13 protein-coding genes are annotated in these 15,827 nt (G+C 70.5%); 10 read left to right on the forward strand and 3 right to left on the reverse strand.

Going from position 1 to position 15,827, the window contains the following annotated elements; genetic code table 11:
* Nucleotides 1-153: 153 nt before the first annotated feature.
* Nucleotides 154-897, reverse strand: coding sequence for an SDR family NAD(P)-dependent oxidoreductase (locus GWI24_RS09765; protein ID WP_210945493.1), 744 nt, complete (start codon nucleotides 895-897; stop codon nucleotides 154-156).
* Between the two features lie 252 nt (nucleotides 898-1,149).
* Between GWI24_RS09765 and GWI24_RS09770 the strand changes: the two genes are divergently transcribed.
* Nucleotides 1,150-3,711 carry a PA14 domain-containing protein gene (locus tag GWI24_RS09770; protein ID WP_374103289.1) on the forward strand — a complete coding sequence of 854 codons (2,562 nt, stop codon included), beginning with the start codon at nucleotides 1,150-1,152 and terminating at the stop codon, nucleotides 3,709-3,711.
* A gap of 73 nt (nucleotides 3,712-3,784) precedes the next feature.
* Here the strand turns inward: GWI24_RS09770 and GWI24_RS09775 are convergent, their stop codons facing one another.
* Nucleotides 3,785-4,450: a TetR/AcrR family transcriptional regulator gene (locus GWI24_RS09775; protein WP_210945495.1), complete on the reverse strand. Its 666-nt coding sequence runs from the start codon at nucleotides 4,448-4,450 to the stop codon at nucleotides 3,785-3,787.
* 277 nt (nucleotides 4,451-4,727) lie between these two features.
* Between GWI24_RS09775 and GWI24_RS46110 the strand changes: the two genes are divergently transcribed.
* From GWI24_RS46110 to GWI24_RS09815, 9 genes are all read left to right on the forward strand, one after another.
* Complete coding sequence (locus GWI24_RS46110; protein WP_281789514.1) at nucleotides 4,728-4,859, forward strand: hypothetical protein; 132 nt, start codon at nucleotides 4,728-4,730, stop codon at nucleotides 4,857-4,859.
* A gap of 118 nt (nucleotides 4,860-4,977) precedes the next feature.
* Entirely contained in the window at nucleotides 4,978-6,420 is a 1,443-nt protein-coding gene (locus tag GWI24_RS09780; protein WP_210945506.1) for an MFS transporter, read from the forward strand.
* A 600-nt stretch (nucleotides 6,421-7,020) separates the two neighbouring features.
* Nucleotides 7,021-8,154 carry an LLM class flavin-dependent oxidoreductase gene (locus tag GWI24_RS09785; RefSeq protein WP_210945496.1) on the forward strand — a complete coding sequence of 378 codons (1,134 nt, stop codon included), beginning with the start codon at nucleotides 7,021-7,023 and terminating at the stop codon, nucleotides 8,152-8,154.
* Complete coding sequence (locus GWI24_RS09790; protein ID WP_210945497.1) at nucleotides 8,154-8,642, forward strand: GNAT family N-acetyltransferase; 489 nt, start codon at nucleotides 8,154-8,156, stop codon at nucleotides 8,640-8,642. The genes GWI24_RS09785 and GWI24_RS09790 overlap by 1 nt, the downstream gene beginning before the upstream one ends.
* Before the next feature lie 178 nt (nucleotides 8,643-8,820).
* Entirely contained in the window at nucleotides 8,821-9,729 is a 909-nt protein-coding gene (locus GWI24_RS09795; RefSeq protein WP_210945498.1) for an amino acid ABC transporter permease, read from the forward strand.
* Between the two features lie 14 nt (nucleotides 9,730-9,743).
* Nucleotides 9,744-10,514 carry an amino acid ABC transporter ATP-binding protein gene (locus tag GWI24_RS09800; protein ID WP_210945499.1) on the forward strand — a complete coding sequence of 257 codons (771 nt, stop codon included), beginning with the start codon at nucleotides 9,744-9,746 and terminating at the stop codon, nucleotides 10,512-10,514.
* Nucleotides 10,511-11,764 (forward strand): dipeptidase, encoded by a 1,254-nt coding sequence (locus tag GWI24_RS09805; RefSeq protein WP_210945500.1) that lies wholly within the window; start codon nucleotides 10,511-10,513, stop codon nucleotides 11,762-11,764. Before GWI24_RS09800 ends, GWI24_RS09805 begins: the two co-directional genes overlap by 4 nt.
* A gap of 53 nt (nucleotides 11,765-11,817) precedes the next feature.
* Entirely contained in the window at nucleotides 11,818-12,762 is a 945-nt protein-coding gene (locus tag GWI24_RS09810) for a transporter substrate-binding domain-containing protein (protein WP_210945501.1), read from the forward strand.
* A gap of 8 nt (nucleotides 12,763-12,770) precedes the next feature.
* Nucleotides 12,771-14,672 carry a CocE/NonD family hydrolase gene (locus GWI24_RS09815; protein ID WP_210945502.1) on the forward strand — a complete coding sequence of 634 codons (1,902 nt, stop codon included), beginning with the start codon at nucleotides 12,771-12,773 and terminating at the stop codon, nucleotides 14,670-14,672.
* Nucleotides 14,673-14,693: 21 nt separating this feature from the next.
* On the opposite strand, the gene GWI24_RS09820 is transcribed toward GWI24_RS09815, so the two are convergent.
* On the reverse strand, nucleotides 14,694-15,785 hold the full coding sequence (locus GWI24_RS09820; protein WP_210945503.1) for a helix-turn-helix domain-containing protein: 1,092 nt from the start codon (nucleotides 15,783-15,785) through the stop codon (nucleotides 14,694-14,696).
* Nucleotides 15,786-15,827 lie beyond the last annotated feature (42 nt).

The raw sequence follows: 15,827 nt of genomic DNA on the forward strand, positions 1-15,827 counted from the left end.
TGCGGCCGTCCGTCCGTCTTCCCCCCACCTGTGTTGGAGGACCAGAGTGGACCATGGCTGAACGCGGCGGCAGGGCTGCGCGGCCCTTGCTCCAGGGCCGTACGGCCCTAGCGCGGATCCGATTCCCCGCCCCCTGTCCGGGGTGAGCCCGGATCAGCGGCCGTACTGCGCACCACCGTTGATGTGCAACACCTGTCCGGTGACATACGCGGCCTCCGGCGAGGCCAGATAGCGGATGGCGGCCGCGATCTCGACGGGGGTCCCGGGCTGTCCGGTGAGCGTCTGCCCGATCTGCTGGGCGATGAACTCGGGGGTGCCGCGCTCGCCGAAGAACTCGGTGTCCTCGACATAGCCGGGGGCCACCGCGTTGGCGGTGACGCCCTCCGGGCCGAGCCGCCTGGCCAGCTCGAAGGTGTAGGTGTGCAGCGCGGCCTTGGTGCCGCCGTACGATCCGGGGCCGCGCAGCGACGCGACCGAGGACAGGTGGACGATCCGGCCGCCTGGCCGGGTGAGGTGGGGCAGCAGCGCCTCGGTGAGCAGCACGGCGGTCAGCACGTTGGCCTCGAAGTTCCGCTGGTACTGACCGGCGATGCCCTCGAGGGTGCCGTCGTTGGATGGCGCGACATTGCCGCCGGCGTTGGTGACGACGACGTCGACCCCACCGTCCGCGGTGATGAACTCGGCGGCGCGCCGGGTCTGCTCCGGGTCGCTGAGGTCCGCGCTGGTCCAGGTGACCAGGTCGGCGCCGTGGGCGGCATTGAGCTTGTCCGCCGCGGCGCGCAGCACCTCGGCGCGGCGTCCGAGGATGACCACCCGGTCGCCTTCGGCGGCGAAGGCCTCCGCGGTCGCCAGTCCTATGCCCGTACCGCCGCCCGACACCACGATCCGTCGCCCCATCACGGCCCTCCCCAGTGCAGCTTGTTGAATATCGGTCACATCTATGAACAAGCACGCTAGGAAGAAAGCGCATTCCCGTCAAGGCTCAGTACTCAACAGCCGGGCTGTTGCCTTGCGTTCACTATTGACAGGTTCTGTTGGGGATGGCGCAATGGCGGCGCCCCACTTGTCCCAGCAGCAGCCCAAAAGCTGTTCCAGCAAGGAGGACATGTGCGTTTTCGTTCATCTTTCGCCAGATCCGTGGTCGCGACCGTGACCTTGGCGCTTGGCGCGCTCGGTCTGCTGACCGCTCCCGGTCCGGCCGCGGCCGACACCCCCTCCGACGACCCCTCGGTCGTCCATGGCCTCCGCGGCGACTACTACCTGCAGTCCGCCCCGGGGGCCTTCGACTTCCACGAGCTGAAGGCCACCAGCCTCGACCCCGCCCTCGACTTCGGCAATCTGGAGCCGCGGCTGCAGGCCACCACCGGACGGTCCGACGACGTCAGCGTCCGCTGGACGGGCCAGATCACACCGGAGCGCTCCGGTGCGCACACCTTCTCGATCACCGCCGACAACGGCTTCCGGCTGTGGATCGACGGCAAGCCGGTCATCGACCACTGGGTGGACGACTGGGACAAGGAGCAGACCTCCCAGCCCGTCGAGCTCACCGCGGGCAAGGCGTATGACATCAAGGTCGAGTACTTCGAGCACTACGGCGGCTCCAACTTCCACCTGTCCTGGACCCCGCCGGGCGCGGCCAAGGCGCCCGTGCCCGCGTCCGCCTTCCGGCTGCCCGCCGACTTCGCCTACGACGGCCCGGTGGCCAGCGCCGTCCAGCCCGACGGCCGGACGCTGCTGCTGGACTTCGCCCGGCCCCTGACCGCTCCTCCGGCCGATCTGACGTCGCATCTGTCCGCCGTCATCGGCGGCGCGGCCTGGCCGCTCGGGCGCGCCCGGCTGGACGCGGCCGATCCGTCCCGGCTGCTGCTCTCCCTGAAGGAGCCGGTAGTCGGCCGCGGCGGCGAGGCCGTCGTGCGCTACGACGGCGAGGGCGGTCTCGAGGACGGCGACGGCGCCATCGACCCGTATGTCTCCTTCGGTGGCAACAAGTCGACGTATCAGCTGAGCACGCCCTGGGCCAAGGACGTCGGCCCGGACAACGCCCACCCCGAGTACCCGCGCCCCCAGCTGACCCGCGATCAGTGGCGCAACCTCAATGGCAGCTGGGAGTTCGCCGCCGCCAAGGAGGGGCAGAAGCCCCCGGTCGGGCAGAGGCTCAAGGAGCGGATCCTGGTGCCGTACCCGGTGGAGTCCAAGCTCTCTGGCGTGGAGCGCCATGAGGACCGCATGTGGTACCGGCGGACCTTCACCGTCCCGGCCGACTGGAAGGTCGGCCAGGACAAGCGGTTGCGGCTGAACTTCGACGCCGTCGACTGGCAGGCCGAGGTGTATGTGAACGGCACCCGGGTGGCCGACCACCGCGGCGGCTACGACCGGTTCAGCGCCGATGTCACCGATGCCCTGCGGCCGGGCCGCACCCAGGAGCTGATCGTCGGCGTCTACGACCCGACGGACGCGGCCGACGGCGAGAACCCGCCGATGGGCAAGCAGCGCCTCGACCCCAGCGGCATCTTCTACACCCCCTCCTCCGGGATCTGGCAGACCGTCTGGATGGAGCCCGTCGCCACCGACCACGTGGACACCCTCAAGCTCACCCCGGACGTCCCCGGTAAGGCCCTCACCACCGAGGTCCGCGGGGTGCGGGACGGCGTCCCGGTCACCGCGACCGCCTACGACGGACGGCGCGTGGTCGGCACCGCCACCGGGCGCACCGGAAAGCCGCTGACCGTCCCCGTGCCCTCCCCGCATCTGTGGTCCCCCGACGATCCGCATCTGTACCAGCTGAAGGTGACGGTCGGGCGGGGCGCCTCGGCGGACCGGGTGGAGAGCTACTTCGGCATGCGGAGCATCGCCGTCAAGGAGGTGGACGGCAAGCAGCGCACCGTGCTCAACGGAAAGCCGATCTTCTCCATGGCCACCCTCGACCAGGGGTTCTGGCCCGACGGCCTGCACACCGCGCCGACCGACGAGGCCCTCGCGTACGACCTGAAGATGCACAAGAGCATGGGCTTCAACTCGGTGCGCAAGCACATCAAGGTCGAACCCGACCGCTGGTACTACTGGGCCGACCGGCTGGGCCTGATGGTGTGGCAGGACATGCCCGCCATGAACACGGTCACCCCGTCCGAGAAGGCTCAGGCCCAGTACGAGCACGAGATGAAGCGGATGATCGACCAGCACATCAGCAGTCCGTCGATCGTCATCTGGGTGACCTTCAACGAGGGCTGGGGCCAGTACGGCGGCCCGAAGGTGCCGGCGCTCGCGAAGGGCTGGGACCCCAGCCGGCTCATCAACGGCGCCAGCGGCTGGAACGACACCGGCAACGGCGACCTCGCCGACATCCACGCCTACCCCGGCCCCGGCGATCCACGTCCGGACGCCTCACGGGCGGGGGTCACCGGCGAGTACGGCGGCCTGGGCCTGGCCGTCCCGGGGCATGCCTGGCCCGTGCAGCACACCTATGTCGGCGTGGACAAGGACCAGTACACCGACGAGTATCTGAAGCTGCTGGACAAGGTGCGCGGGCTGGTCGCGTGCAACGGCAGCAGCGGGGCCGTCTACACCCAGATCACGGATGTGGAGGGCGAGCTCAACGGGCTGCTCACCTATGACCGCAAGGAGATCAAGCCCGATGTGAAGCGGCTGCGCCAGGCCCATCAGGCGCTGATCCGCGACGCGGCGGACCCGGCGTCCATGGAGTGCGCCGGCTAGCCGCACCCACGGCTCGGGCGATGGTTCGGCCCATGGTGATGGCCCGTTCCGGGGCGCGCGTCCCCGGGGCGGGTCATTCCGCCGCCAGCGCCTCGACGGCGGCCACCGTACGGTCCACCACCACGTCGTACAGCCTGCTGTGCGCCCGCGGCAGCCGCGCCAGCAGCGGGGCCACCGCCTCCCGCTCGCCCTGGGGGTAGTGGGCCAGCGCCTCGCTCAGGGCGTCCAGCTTGCGGGCGGAGACCGGGCCGCGGTGGGTCTCGTAGACCGCGTGGCCGATGACGGTGGAGCCGATGAGGGCCACGGCCAGCGCGAGATCGTCCTCGGTCAGCTTCAGGGGGCGCAGCATCCGGGTGAGGGTCACCAGGGACGAGATCCGGGCGGGCTGCTGGGTGGCGGCCATATAGGGGAGCAGCTGGCGGTAGGGCAGCAGATACTCGCGGCTGTTGTGCATCCAGGCGCGCAGCCGCTCCTGCCAGGTGTCCCCCGGCGGATCCTTGTGCTGGGCCTCGGCCAGGACGCGGTCGGCCACGGCCTGGAGGAGGTCGTCGCGGTCGGGGAAGTAGCGGTAGAGCGCCATGGGGGCGGAGCCGACCGCCTCGGCGACCCTCTTGACGGTCAGCGCGGTCTCCGGCTCGCGGACCGCGAGCTCCGCGGCGCTGCGGACGATCTGCTCGCGCGACAGACGGGGCGGGCGCCCACGTCCTCTGCGGACGGTCCCCTCCGCGGTCCCGGCCATCCGGTGTCCTTTCGCTCGCCCCCGTCGTACCAGGCCCCAAGGCTACGCAAGGTCGCTCGGGCGCCGCTCGTGGCCGTCCGCGGCCGTGGACGCCATCCCACGCCGTGCCGGGATGACGACCCGTCCGGTCCGTCCGGACCCCCGGAACGTCCATCCGGCGGTCGCGGAAGCCGCGGTGTTCGGGGTGCCGCATCCGTACTGGATCGAGGCGTTCGGGCCATGAGGTGACGGCGGAGGAGATCCTCACGCACGGCCGGGTGCGGCTCGCGGGTTCAGGGTGCCCAAGCTCGCCCGGCTCACCGAGGCGCTGCCAAAGAATCCCAGCGGCAAGATCCTCAAGCGTGAACTGCGGGAAATCTACCGCGACATGGCCGGGGAGCCGCCGGGCGACCGGGGCGCCCACATTTGACGTACGCGTTACACAAAATTGTGCGACACTGCTGCGGCACTGATGTGAATCGGCCATGCCCCGACGAAGGACCACCGTGACTTCCTCACCTCCGACCCCCGATGCCCCCGAAGCCGCGATGACCGCCCACCCGCCGCGCTCCGGCCCGGTGGTCGCCGTCCTGGCGTTCGGCGGAATCGTCGTCTCCCTGATGCAGACCCTGGTGGTGCCGCTGGTCCCGGACCTTCCGGAGCTGCTGCACACCTCGGCCTCGGACGCCTCCTGGGCGATCACCGCCACCCTGCTCGCCGGCGCCGTGGCCACCCCGGTGCTGGGCCGGCTCGGCGACATGTACGGCAAGCGGCGGACGCTGCTGCTCAGCCTGGCGATGCTGGTGGTCGGATCGGTGGTGTGCGCGCTCTCCGACACGCTCACGCCGATGATCGTCGGCCGTGCGCTCCAGGGCTTCTCCGCGGGCGTGATCCCGCTGGGCATCAGCATCATGCGCGATGAACTGCCCGCCGAACGGCTCGGCTCGGCGATGGCCCTGATGAGCTCCTCGCTGGGCGTAGGCGGCGCCCTCGGCCTGCCCGGCGCCGCGGCACTGGCCGAACACGCCGACTGGCATGTGCTGTTCTGGGTCTCGGCGAGCCTGGGCGCGGTGGTGATCGCGCTGGTGCTGGTGGTCGTACCGGAATCCCCGGTGCGCGGCGGCGGACGGTTCGACCTGGTGGGCGCCGTCGGGCTGTCGGCCGGGCTGCTCTGTCTGCTGCTGGCCATCTCCAAGGGCGCCGACTGGGGCTGGGCCAGCGGTGTCACCATTGGGCTGTTCGCCGCGGCGGTGGTCGTGCTGCTGCTGTGGAGCCGGTGGGAGCTGCGGGTGAGCGGGCCGCTGGTGGATCTGCGCACCACCGTGCGCCGTCAGGTGCTGCTGACCAATCTGGCCTCCATTGTCATCGGCTTCGCGATGTTCGGGATGTCGCTGGTGCTGCCGCAGCTGCTGCAGATGCCCGAGGCCACGGGGTACGGGTTGGGCCAGTCGATGATGACCGCCGGTCTGTGCCTGGGCCCGTCCGGTCTGGTGATGATGGCGATCTCCCCGCTGTCCGCGCGGATCACGGCCACCTCGGGCCCCAAGACATCGCTGATGCTCGGCGCCGGGGTGATCGCCGTCGGCTACGGCATGGGCATCTTCCTGATGGACGCCGTGTGGCAGATCGTGGTCATCTCGTGTGTGATCGGCGCCGGGATCGGCCTCGCCTACTCCGCCATGCCCGCGCTGATCATGTCGGCGGTGCCGGTGTCCGAGACGGGCGCGGCCAACGGCCTCAACACCCTGATGCGGTCCATCGGCACCTCCACCGCCAGCGCGGTGGTCGGCGTCGTCCTCGCCCATATGACCACCGCGTTCGGGCCCGTCGAGCTCCCGTCCCTGGGCGGCTTCCGCACCGCCTTCGCGATCGGCGGCGGCGCCGCGCTGGTGGCGCTCGCGGTCGCCTCACTGCTGCCGGGCCGCGGTCCGGACCGGCTCACGGCCACCTCGGAGCGGCCCGGCACACCGGAGCCGGTGGCGGGCCGCTGAAAGAGGGCCTACGGGGGTGTCCGGCGGACCACGCGGCGGAGCCGCATGTCGATCCACGCGGCGGAGCCGCATATCGATGCTGTCCCCTCCCCGCCCCTTCCCGCGGCATCGATGTGCGGCTCCGCCGCGTGGCAGCGGCTTCGCCCCCAGGCCCCGGGGTTAAGGGGCGGAGCCCCAGTTGAGGGAAGGGGCCCCGAGGCCGACGGCCGAGGCCACAGCCGCCCGTATCCCCCGCACGCCCATACGGCGGCGAGGGGGATACGGGCGGCTTTGTCGTGACAGGGCGCATACGGGCCATCATGTGGACAGCGGTTGACGGAACGGGCCCCCGAGGTGCTGAATGATGCGAGTGAGGACTGAGCTGCCCCTGGTCACCCGCGACCACATCGACTTCGGTCGGGTGTGGTCCGCCTCCTGTTCCGGCTGACCCGGCAGCGGGCCGTACGACCGGCCGCCCTCCTCTGATCCCGGGCCCCTCGCCCGTCGCTTCCCGCGCCTGACGCGCCATCACCCCCGGTAGCCCAACGCCGCTTTCCGGGTCCGTGGCGCTTCCCGCTTTCTCACCTTCCTCGGCTTCTTCGCCCTCCGAAAGGTCACCCCATGCCCGTGGAGTTCCTCGGCATCGCCGCCACCAACGACGGCTCCGAGACCGGGCCGCGCTCCGGCGCGGCCTTCGACAAGGAGTACACCCTGCGGCTCGCCCGGGCCCATGAGGACCACGGCTGGGACCGGGTGCTGTTCGCCTACGGCTCCGGCTCGCCCGATCCCGCGCCCGCCGCCGCGTACATCGCCGCCAGGCTGGACCGGCTCCGGATCCTGCTGGCCCACAGGCCCAACGTCTCCTATCCGACGTACGCCGCGAAGACGTTCGCCACGCTCGACCAGATCAGCGACGGCCGGCTGACGGTGCACTTCATCACCGGCGGCAGCGACCATGAGCAGCGGCGTGAGGGCGACACCCTCACCAAGGACGAGCGCTACGCGCGCACCCGTGAGTACATACAGATCGTCAAGAAGATCTGGACCACCCATGAGCCCTTCGACCACGAGGGCGAGCACTACCGCTTCCAGGACTTCGTCAGCGATGTCTTCCCGGTCCAGCAGCCGCGCCCCGGTGTCTCCTTCGGCGGCTCCTCCCCCGCGGCCTACGCGGCCGGCGGGTCCGAGGCCGACATCTACTGCCTGTGGGGCGAGCCGCTGGAGCGGACCGCCGAGCAGATCGCGGCGGTGAAGGCGGCCGCCGCGGCGGCCGGGCGGAGCGATGTGCCGAGGATCCAGGTGGCGTTCCGGCCGATCATCGCCCCGACCGAGGAGCTGGCCTGGGAGAAGGCGCACCGCACGGTGGACGCCATCCGCGCCCGTAAGGAGCGGGGCGAGGCGACGACCGTGCGCCACCACCGCAGGGGCACCCCGGAAAACACGGGTTCACAGCGGCTGATCTCCATCGCCGAGGCGGGTGAGCGCTACGACCGGGCGCTGTGGACCCCGACCGCCGCCGCCACCGGTGGCGCGGGCAACTCCAACGCCCTGGTGGGCACGCCTGAGACGGTGGCGCAGGCGCTGCTGGACTACTACGACCTGGGCGTGGACATCCTCTCCGCGCGCGGCTACGACCTGCTGGGCGACGCGATCGACTTCGGCCGCCATGTCATCCCGATCGTCCGCGAAGAGGTCGCCAAGCGGGACGCCGAGCGCGCGGCCCGGGGCCCGCAGACCCTCGCGGCGGTGCGCTGATGACCTCCGTGGCCGATCCCCAGCCCGAGCTGACGGTGGTCCGGGTGACCGTGGACGACCCGCGGGTCGAGCCGCTGCTGCGCGAGCTGGCGCATGAGTACTCCACCCGATACGGCAGGGTGGCCGACGGTGAGCTGAACCGCTATCCGGCCGAGGAGTTCGCCGCGCCGCACGGGGAGCTGCTTCTGCTGCTGGAGTGCGGTGAGCCGGTCGCCGGGGGCGCGTACCGGCGGTACGACGAGCGGACGGCGGAGCTCAAGCGGATCTGGACGCACTCGGGCCACCGGCGGCGCGGGCTGGCCCGCCGGGTGGTGGCGGAGCTGGAGCGGTCGGCCGCCGAGCGCGGCTACCGCCGGATCTACCTCACCACGGGGCCCCGCCAGCCGGAGGCGCGCGGGCTGTATCTGGCCACCGGCTACACCCCGCTGTTCGATGTCTCGGCCGACCCGGAGACCATCGGCCCGCTTCCGTTCGAAAAGGGCCTGTAGGCCCGGCGGAGCGCCCTCCGCCAACGCGTGTCCGTCCGTCCGCCCGGCCGCTCCGGGCGGACGGACGCATTCCCCCCGTTTACGGTTGACCGTTCTGTGTCAACTGTTGCCGGGCGCCCGTGGGGGCGGTTTTAGGATGCGGTAATTCTGCCGCGACCCCACCGTCCGAAGGCACGCCATGACCAAAGTCCTGAATGTCGACGCACTACCCGAGCCGTCTCTGCTCAAACGCGCGAAGCGACGGCGTCCCGGACTTCTGGTGGCCAATGCGATCGTGCTGGTACTGGCCGCGATGGCGGTGACCACGATATTCACCAACCCTCGTTTCGAGTGGGAAACCGTCGGCAAATACTTCTTCGAGATCCGGGTGCTGAAGGGCATCGGGGTCAGTATTGGAATGACTGCGGCAACAATGGCGCTCTCTTTGGTGTGCGGCACCATGGTCGCGTTGATGCGCATGGGCGACTCCCGGCTCATGTCCACGGTCGCGGCCGCCTTCATCTGGGTTTTCCGCAGCATTCCCATGCTGGTGCAGCTGCTTTTCTGGTACAACCTCGCGGCCCTCTTTCCGACACTGTCCCTCGGCATTCCCTGGGGGCCGCGTTTCGTCACCTTCGATTCGAACAGCGTCATCGGCCCGCTGACCGCCGCGATCATCGGTCTGACCCTCCACGAGACCGCGTACATCGCGGAGTTGATCCGGTCCGGGCTGTTGGCCGTGCCTGATGGACAGCGTCAGGCGGCGTCCGCGCTGGGGTTGACGCCGACTCAGATCTTCTTCCGCATCACCCTCCCCCAGGCGCTGCGGGTGATCGTCCCTCCGATGGGAAATGAGCTGATATCTCTCCTCAAGGCCACCTCCCTGGTCAGCGTGATCACCCTGGCCGACCTCCTGTACTCGGTCCAGTTGATTTACGCCAAGAACTTCCAGACCGTCCCACTGTTGATCGTGGCCGCCATTTGGTACATGATCATCACTGGCGCCATTACTCTTCTTCAGCAGCGCCTGGAGCGACGACTGGGACGACACACCCTGATTTCGGCCGACAAGGCCGGGAGAGTGAAGAGGATCGAGCACTCGGTATGACCGCGGCATCGCAAATGGAATCGCAGGCCATCGTCTCCCTGCGCGGGATCCGCAAGTCGTTCCGCGGCACCGAGGTACTGCACGGCATCTCCCTGGATATCCACCGAGGTGAGACGGTCTGCCTGATCGGTCCCTCCGGATCCGGAAAGAGCACACTGCTGCGCTGCGTCAACCACCTCGAAGTGCCCGACCAGGGCGTGGTGGTGGTCGACGGCAGCGTGATCGGATATCAGCTCCGCGGGCGCACCCTGCATGACCTCGGCGCCCGGGAGCTCGCCGCCCAGCGCTCGGCGATGGGCATGGTGTTCCAGAGCTTCAATCTGTTCCCGCACCTCACCGCCCGCGAGAACATCGTGGAGGCCCCGCGCCGGGTGCTCGGGCTCTCCAAGGCCGCGGCCGACGCACGGGCCGTGGAGCTGATGACCCGGGTGGGGCTCGCCCACAAGCTGGACAGCTATCCGGACAAGCTCTCCGGCGGCCAGCAGCAGCGGGTGGCCATCGCCCGCGCCCTGGCGATGCGCCCCAAGATGATGCTCTTCGACGAGCCGACCTCCGCCCTGGACCCCGAGATGGTGCAGGAGGTCCTCAGCGTCATCAAGGACCTGGCCCGCGACGGCATGACACTGGTCGTCGTCACCCATGAGATGCGCTTCGCCGCCGATGTGGCCGACCGGATCGTCTTCATGGACGACGGCCGGATCGTCGAGGAGGGCACCCCGGACGCGCTGCTGCGCGCTCCCTCACACGACCGCACCCGCATGTTCCTGTCGAAGGTCAGCCCATGAGCACCGAACTCCCCCTGCCCGCCAAGACCGCCCGGCGTCTGAAGCTGTGGGACTCCTACCGCTCGTACCAGTACCTGGCGGCCGGGGAGGACTACCACGCCTTCGAGCTGGCCCCCGCGCTCGGACGGGTCCCCGGGGCCGCGCTGACGTGGAGCGAGGACGTCGAGGCCCGCGCGCGGGACTTCGAGGAGCGCCATCTGGTGATCTCCGCCCATGACCATCTCTCGCTGCGCCCCGCCGATCCGGGCGACTTCGCCGCGTACCGCCGCCAGGGCCGGGAGTCGATCCCCTACGAGGGCATCGCCCACTCGGGGGTGGACCTGTTCTTCGACGGGGGCCCGGCCGCGGTGAGCATGATCCGCTCCCATGCCCCCTGGGACTGGGACGACGCGGTCAGCGATCTGGCCATGCGCCAGGCGGATCTCGCCCATCAGCGGCTGGTGGCGCCCGTCCGCACCCTCGAGGACGCCGACCGGGCGCGGGCCGGCCACCAGGTGGGGGTGGTGCTGACGCTGGAGTCCGCCTCCCCCATCGGCAATGACATCGACCGGCTCGATCTGCTCTACGGCCTGGGCGTACGGCTGCTCGGCCTGGTCTACAGCGAGAGCAACCAGCTGGGTTCGGGGCTCGCCGACGCCGGGGACACCGGTCTGACCCTGCTCGGCCGCCGGGCGCTGCGCCGGATGAACGACCTCGGAATCATCGTCGATGTCTCGCACAGCGGGGACGCGACGGCGCTGGACGCCGTGCGCCGCTCCACCGCCCCCGTGGTGATCACCCATGCCGGTTCCCGGGCGCTGTGGCCGACCCCGCGGATGAAGCCCGACGATGTGATCCGGGCCTGCGCCGGGTCCGGCGGGTTCATCGGCGTCGAGGCGGCGCCGCACACGACCGTCACCGCCCGGCACCCCCGGCACGATCTGGACTCGGTGATGGAGCACATCGAGCGCTGTATCGATCTGGTCGGCATCGACCACGTGGCCTTCGGCCCGGACACCAACTTCGGCGATCACACGGCCTGGCACCGGACGTTCGCCCCGCTCTTCGGCAAGGACGACGCGCACGACGGCAAGGCCCCCGAACTGCCGCCGCATGAGGAGGTCGAGTACGTACGGGGATGTGAGAGCCCCGCGGAGGCCGTCGGCAACATGATCCGGTGGCTGTTCGACCGCGGCTACTCCGAAGCGGACGTGGCCAAGCTGGCCGGAGGCAACGTACGGCGCGTCGCCGAGACCGTCTGGGGCCGCTGACCGGTCCCGTACTTCCGCATCCGCCACCCCCCACCTCCCGGAATGGAGCACCCATGCGCAACCGTCCCCATGTCGCCGCATGCGCCCTGCTGGCCTGTCTGACGCTCGGCCTGTCGGCCTGTTCGGTGGACGACACCCCCGAGGACGGCAAGGACAACAAGAGCCGTCCGGCGGTCACGCTCGCCCCCGAGCCCAAGGACCGCGCGCTGGCCGCCGAGGTGCCCCAGGCCTACACCAAGAAGACGCTGATCATGGGCATCAGCGAGTACGCGCCGTATGTCACCTTCGAGTCCGACGGGAAGATCACCGGGCTGGTCCCCGAACTGGCCGCGCAGCTCTCCTCGTTGCTCGACATAAAGATCAAGGTGGAGCGGACCAACTTCGACGCGGTCATCCCGGGGCTGAAGTCCGGCCGGATCGACCTCAGCGCGCCCTCCGGTGATTTCACCGAGCGCCAGAAGGAGGTGGACTTCGCCGACTTCGCGCAGAGCAGTGTGACGATGTTGGTGGTCAAGGACGGCTCGTTCCGCCCCAAGAACGGCCTCGAGGTCTGCGGCCACAAGGTCGGCGTCGAGAAGGGCGCGGGAACGCAGAACGTGCTCGCGGCGCAGAACAAGCGGTGTGCCGCGAAGGGCAAGCCGTCGGTGGACGTGAAGCTCTACACCGATCTGCCCGCCGCCTCGCTGGCGCTCCAGAGCAAGCGCGTGGAGGCGGTGGCCGCGCCCAGCGCCTCCAACACCTCGGTGAGCCAGAACTCGCACGACCGCTTCGAGACGCTCGAGCTGAAGGACATGCTGGACCTGCCCGCGGCGACGGCCATCTACGGCATCCAGGCCAAGAAGGACGCCGGGCTCGCGCCCGTGATCGTCAAGGGGCTGCGGAAGCTGTACGAATCGGGCACCTACGCCAAGCTCTTCGGTCAGTGGGGGCTGCCGCTGTCCACCGTCACCCGGGACCAGATCGCCCTCAACGGCTCCAAGCAATCCCAGACCCAGTGAGATCTTCCATGGCACGAACCAGTCAGACCGAAACGACCGGCGACAGAGGGCGGGCGGCCCGGGAGGAGCCCGCCCGCCCGCTGGACGAGCGGGTGTGGCGACGCACCCTGCGCGTTCCGATGCGGGACGGGATCGTCCTGGCCGCCGATCTCTTCACCGACCGGGAGCGGCCCGGGCCCCGCCCGGTCATCCTGGAGCGGACCCCGTACGGCCGCCGGCAGATGCGCGACTCCGACCGCAGCCGCCACGACGAGCCGGTGCCCACGCCCGAGGAGACCTCGGCGTTCTTCGTCCGCGCCGGGTATCACGTGGTGCGGCAGGACTGCCGGGGCCGCGGGGACTCCGAGGGCACCTTCGTGAAGTACCTCGGCGAGGGGCCGGACGGGGCGGACACCATCGACTGGATCGCCGCCCAGCCCTGGTGCGACGGCCGGGTGGCCATGATGGGCGTGTCCTACTCGGCCCACGCCCAGACGGCCGCCGCGGCCGAGTCCCCCGCCGGGCTGTCCGCGATGTTCATGGACTCCGGCGGCTTCGCCAGCGCCTACGAGGCCGGGATGCGGATGGGCGGCGCCTTCGAGCTCAAGCAGATCACCTGGGCCTTCCGGCACGGTGAGGAGAGCCCGGAGGCGGAGCGGGACCCGCTGGTGCGCAAGGCGTTCGCGGGGACGGATCTGCGCGACTGGTTCACCGTGCTGCCGTGGCGGACCGGTGTCTCACCGCTGCGCCAGGTGGACAGTTACGAGCGCTATCTGCTGGACCAGTGGCGGCATGACGCCTTCGGGGCGTACTGGCGCCAGCCGGCCATCTACGGGCGCGGCCACTACGACCGCTTCCCCGATGTGCCGACGCTGCACATGTCGAGCTGGTACGACCCGTATGTCCGCTCCACCATCGAGAACTTCACCGCCATGGGCCGGCTCAAGCGGTCCCCGGCGTATCTGGTGATGGGGCCGTGGAAACACGGGCTGCGCTGTGTCACCTTCGCCGGCGATGTGGACTTCGGGCCCGCCGCGACCCTCAGCGGCAACGTGGACACCTCGTATCTGTCCTTCCGGCAGCGGTGGTTCGACGCGGTGCTGGGGGGCGGCGATCCGGAGTCGATCCCGCGGGTCCAGTACTTCCTGATGGGCGGCGGGGACGGCCGGCGGGACGAGGCCGGGCGGATGCGGCACGGCGGCCGGTGGCACACCGACACCCAGTGGCCCCCGGCCGGGACCCGGGAGACCGCGTTCCACTGCCACGCCTCGGGCGAGCTGAGCCGGGAGCGGCCCACGGCGACACGTGCCTGGGTGGAGTACGACTTCGACCCGAACGACCCGGTGCCCACGCTCGGCGGCCAGGTCACCTCGGGCGAGCCGGTGATGGTCGGCGGCGCCTTCGACCAGGTGCCGGACGAGCGGTTCTACGGTGCCCGCCCGCCGTATCTGCCGCTGAACTCCCGGCCCGATGTGATCTCGCTGGCCACCCCGCCGCTGGAGGAGCCGCTCGTGGTGGCCGGGCCGGTCACGGCGCGGCTGTTCATCTCCTCGTCCGCGCCGGACACCGACTTCACGGTGAAGCTGGTCGATGTGCATCCGCCGAACGAGGACTATCCGCACGGCTTCGCGATGAACCTCACCGAGGGCATCTTCCGCTGCCGCTTCCACAAGTCCTTCGAGCGCCCGGAGCCGCTGGAGCCGGGCGAGGTCTACGAGATCGAGATCCCGGCGCCGGACACGGCCAACCGCTTCGAGGCCGGGCACCGGCTGCGGGTGGACATCTCATCGAGCGACTTCCCCCGGTTCGACGTCAACTCCAACACGGGGGTGCCGGAGGCGGTGAGCCGCCGCAAGGTGGTGGCCACCAACCGCGTCCACATGGACGCGGACCACCCCTCGGCGGTGCTGCTGTGGACCCGGCCGGGCTGACGGGCGGTCGGCGTACGGCCGTCACCGCATGATGGTCGCCAGCACGTCCTGCCCCAGCCGGAGCAGGGTGCTGGTGGCCAGCCGGTGGTAGACGTACTTGCCCTCGCGCTCGGACTCGATGAGCCCGGCGTCCCTGAGCTGGCGCAGGGTGCGCGAGACCTGCGTATCGGCGAGCCCCAGCCGCTGGGCCAGCTCGGAGGTGGTGATGGGCTCGCCCAGCAGATGGCGGCACAACTCCATCCGGCCCAGGGACGCCAGCGCGGACATCCGGGCCCGCAGCTCGGCCTGGGTCAGCTGATCGGCCGTGTCGCCCTCCCGGGCGGCGAACTGGAGCACCACGGGGTGGCACTCCTCGTCCTTGACTGTCAGATGCGGCCAGACATGGACGGAGGGGAGCAGGAACAGCGGGCGCGGGCCGATCTCGATCTCGGCGACCGCCAGCTTGTCGTAGCGCACCCGCGAGCCGCCCCGGGAGACCACCGCGGTGGGGCTGAGCCCGGCCAGCACCTCGGCCAGACCGCGCCGCCGGATGTCGGCACGGACCCGGGCGGCGGCCGACTCCAGCCGGTCGCGGACCGTGCGCCACTCCGAGGCGAAGAACGCCTCGGCGCAGGAGTCCAGGAAGGACAGGAGCCGGTCGCGCAGCCCCTCGGGCGAGGCCACCAGGTCATGGGCCAGCTCGCCCCGCCGGAAGGACCGCCGCTCGCACTGCTCCACATAGCGCTCGGCGGCCTCGGGGTCGGTGAGCAGGCTGCTGGCCGGGGGCACGGCCTCGCGGAAGCCGAGCACCCCCTGGGAGCACAGGCCCACGAACTCCTCGAGCGGCAGCTTCTCCAGATGGCGCAGCTCGTCCTCGAAGGGCTGGTCCAGCGGGAGCTCCAGCGGGAACAGCAGCCGGCAGCGGAGCCGGGCCCACAGCGGGGACAGGGCGCTCATCTCATGGGCGAGGGAGGGGGCGAGCGCCGTCCCGAGCCGCCGCGTCCAGCGCTGGGCCTCGGGGTGGTGGTCGGGCTCGGCCATGATGTGCAGCGCCGACATGAGCTCGGCCAGCGGTGACCGGCCGACGTGCACGTCGGCCGGTTGGGCGCGCTGGAGGTTGAGCGTGATCCCCACACCCGCACATTACTCGGCGACCGCCGGACCCGGCCCATGTGT

Origin of the sequence: Streptomyces sp. MK37H (assembly GCF_018035285.1) — a bacterium.
Classification (GTDB): Bacteria; Actinomycetota; Actinomycetes; order Streptomycetales; family Streptomycetaceae; genus Streptomyces; species Streptomyces endocoffeicus.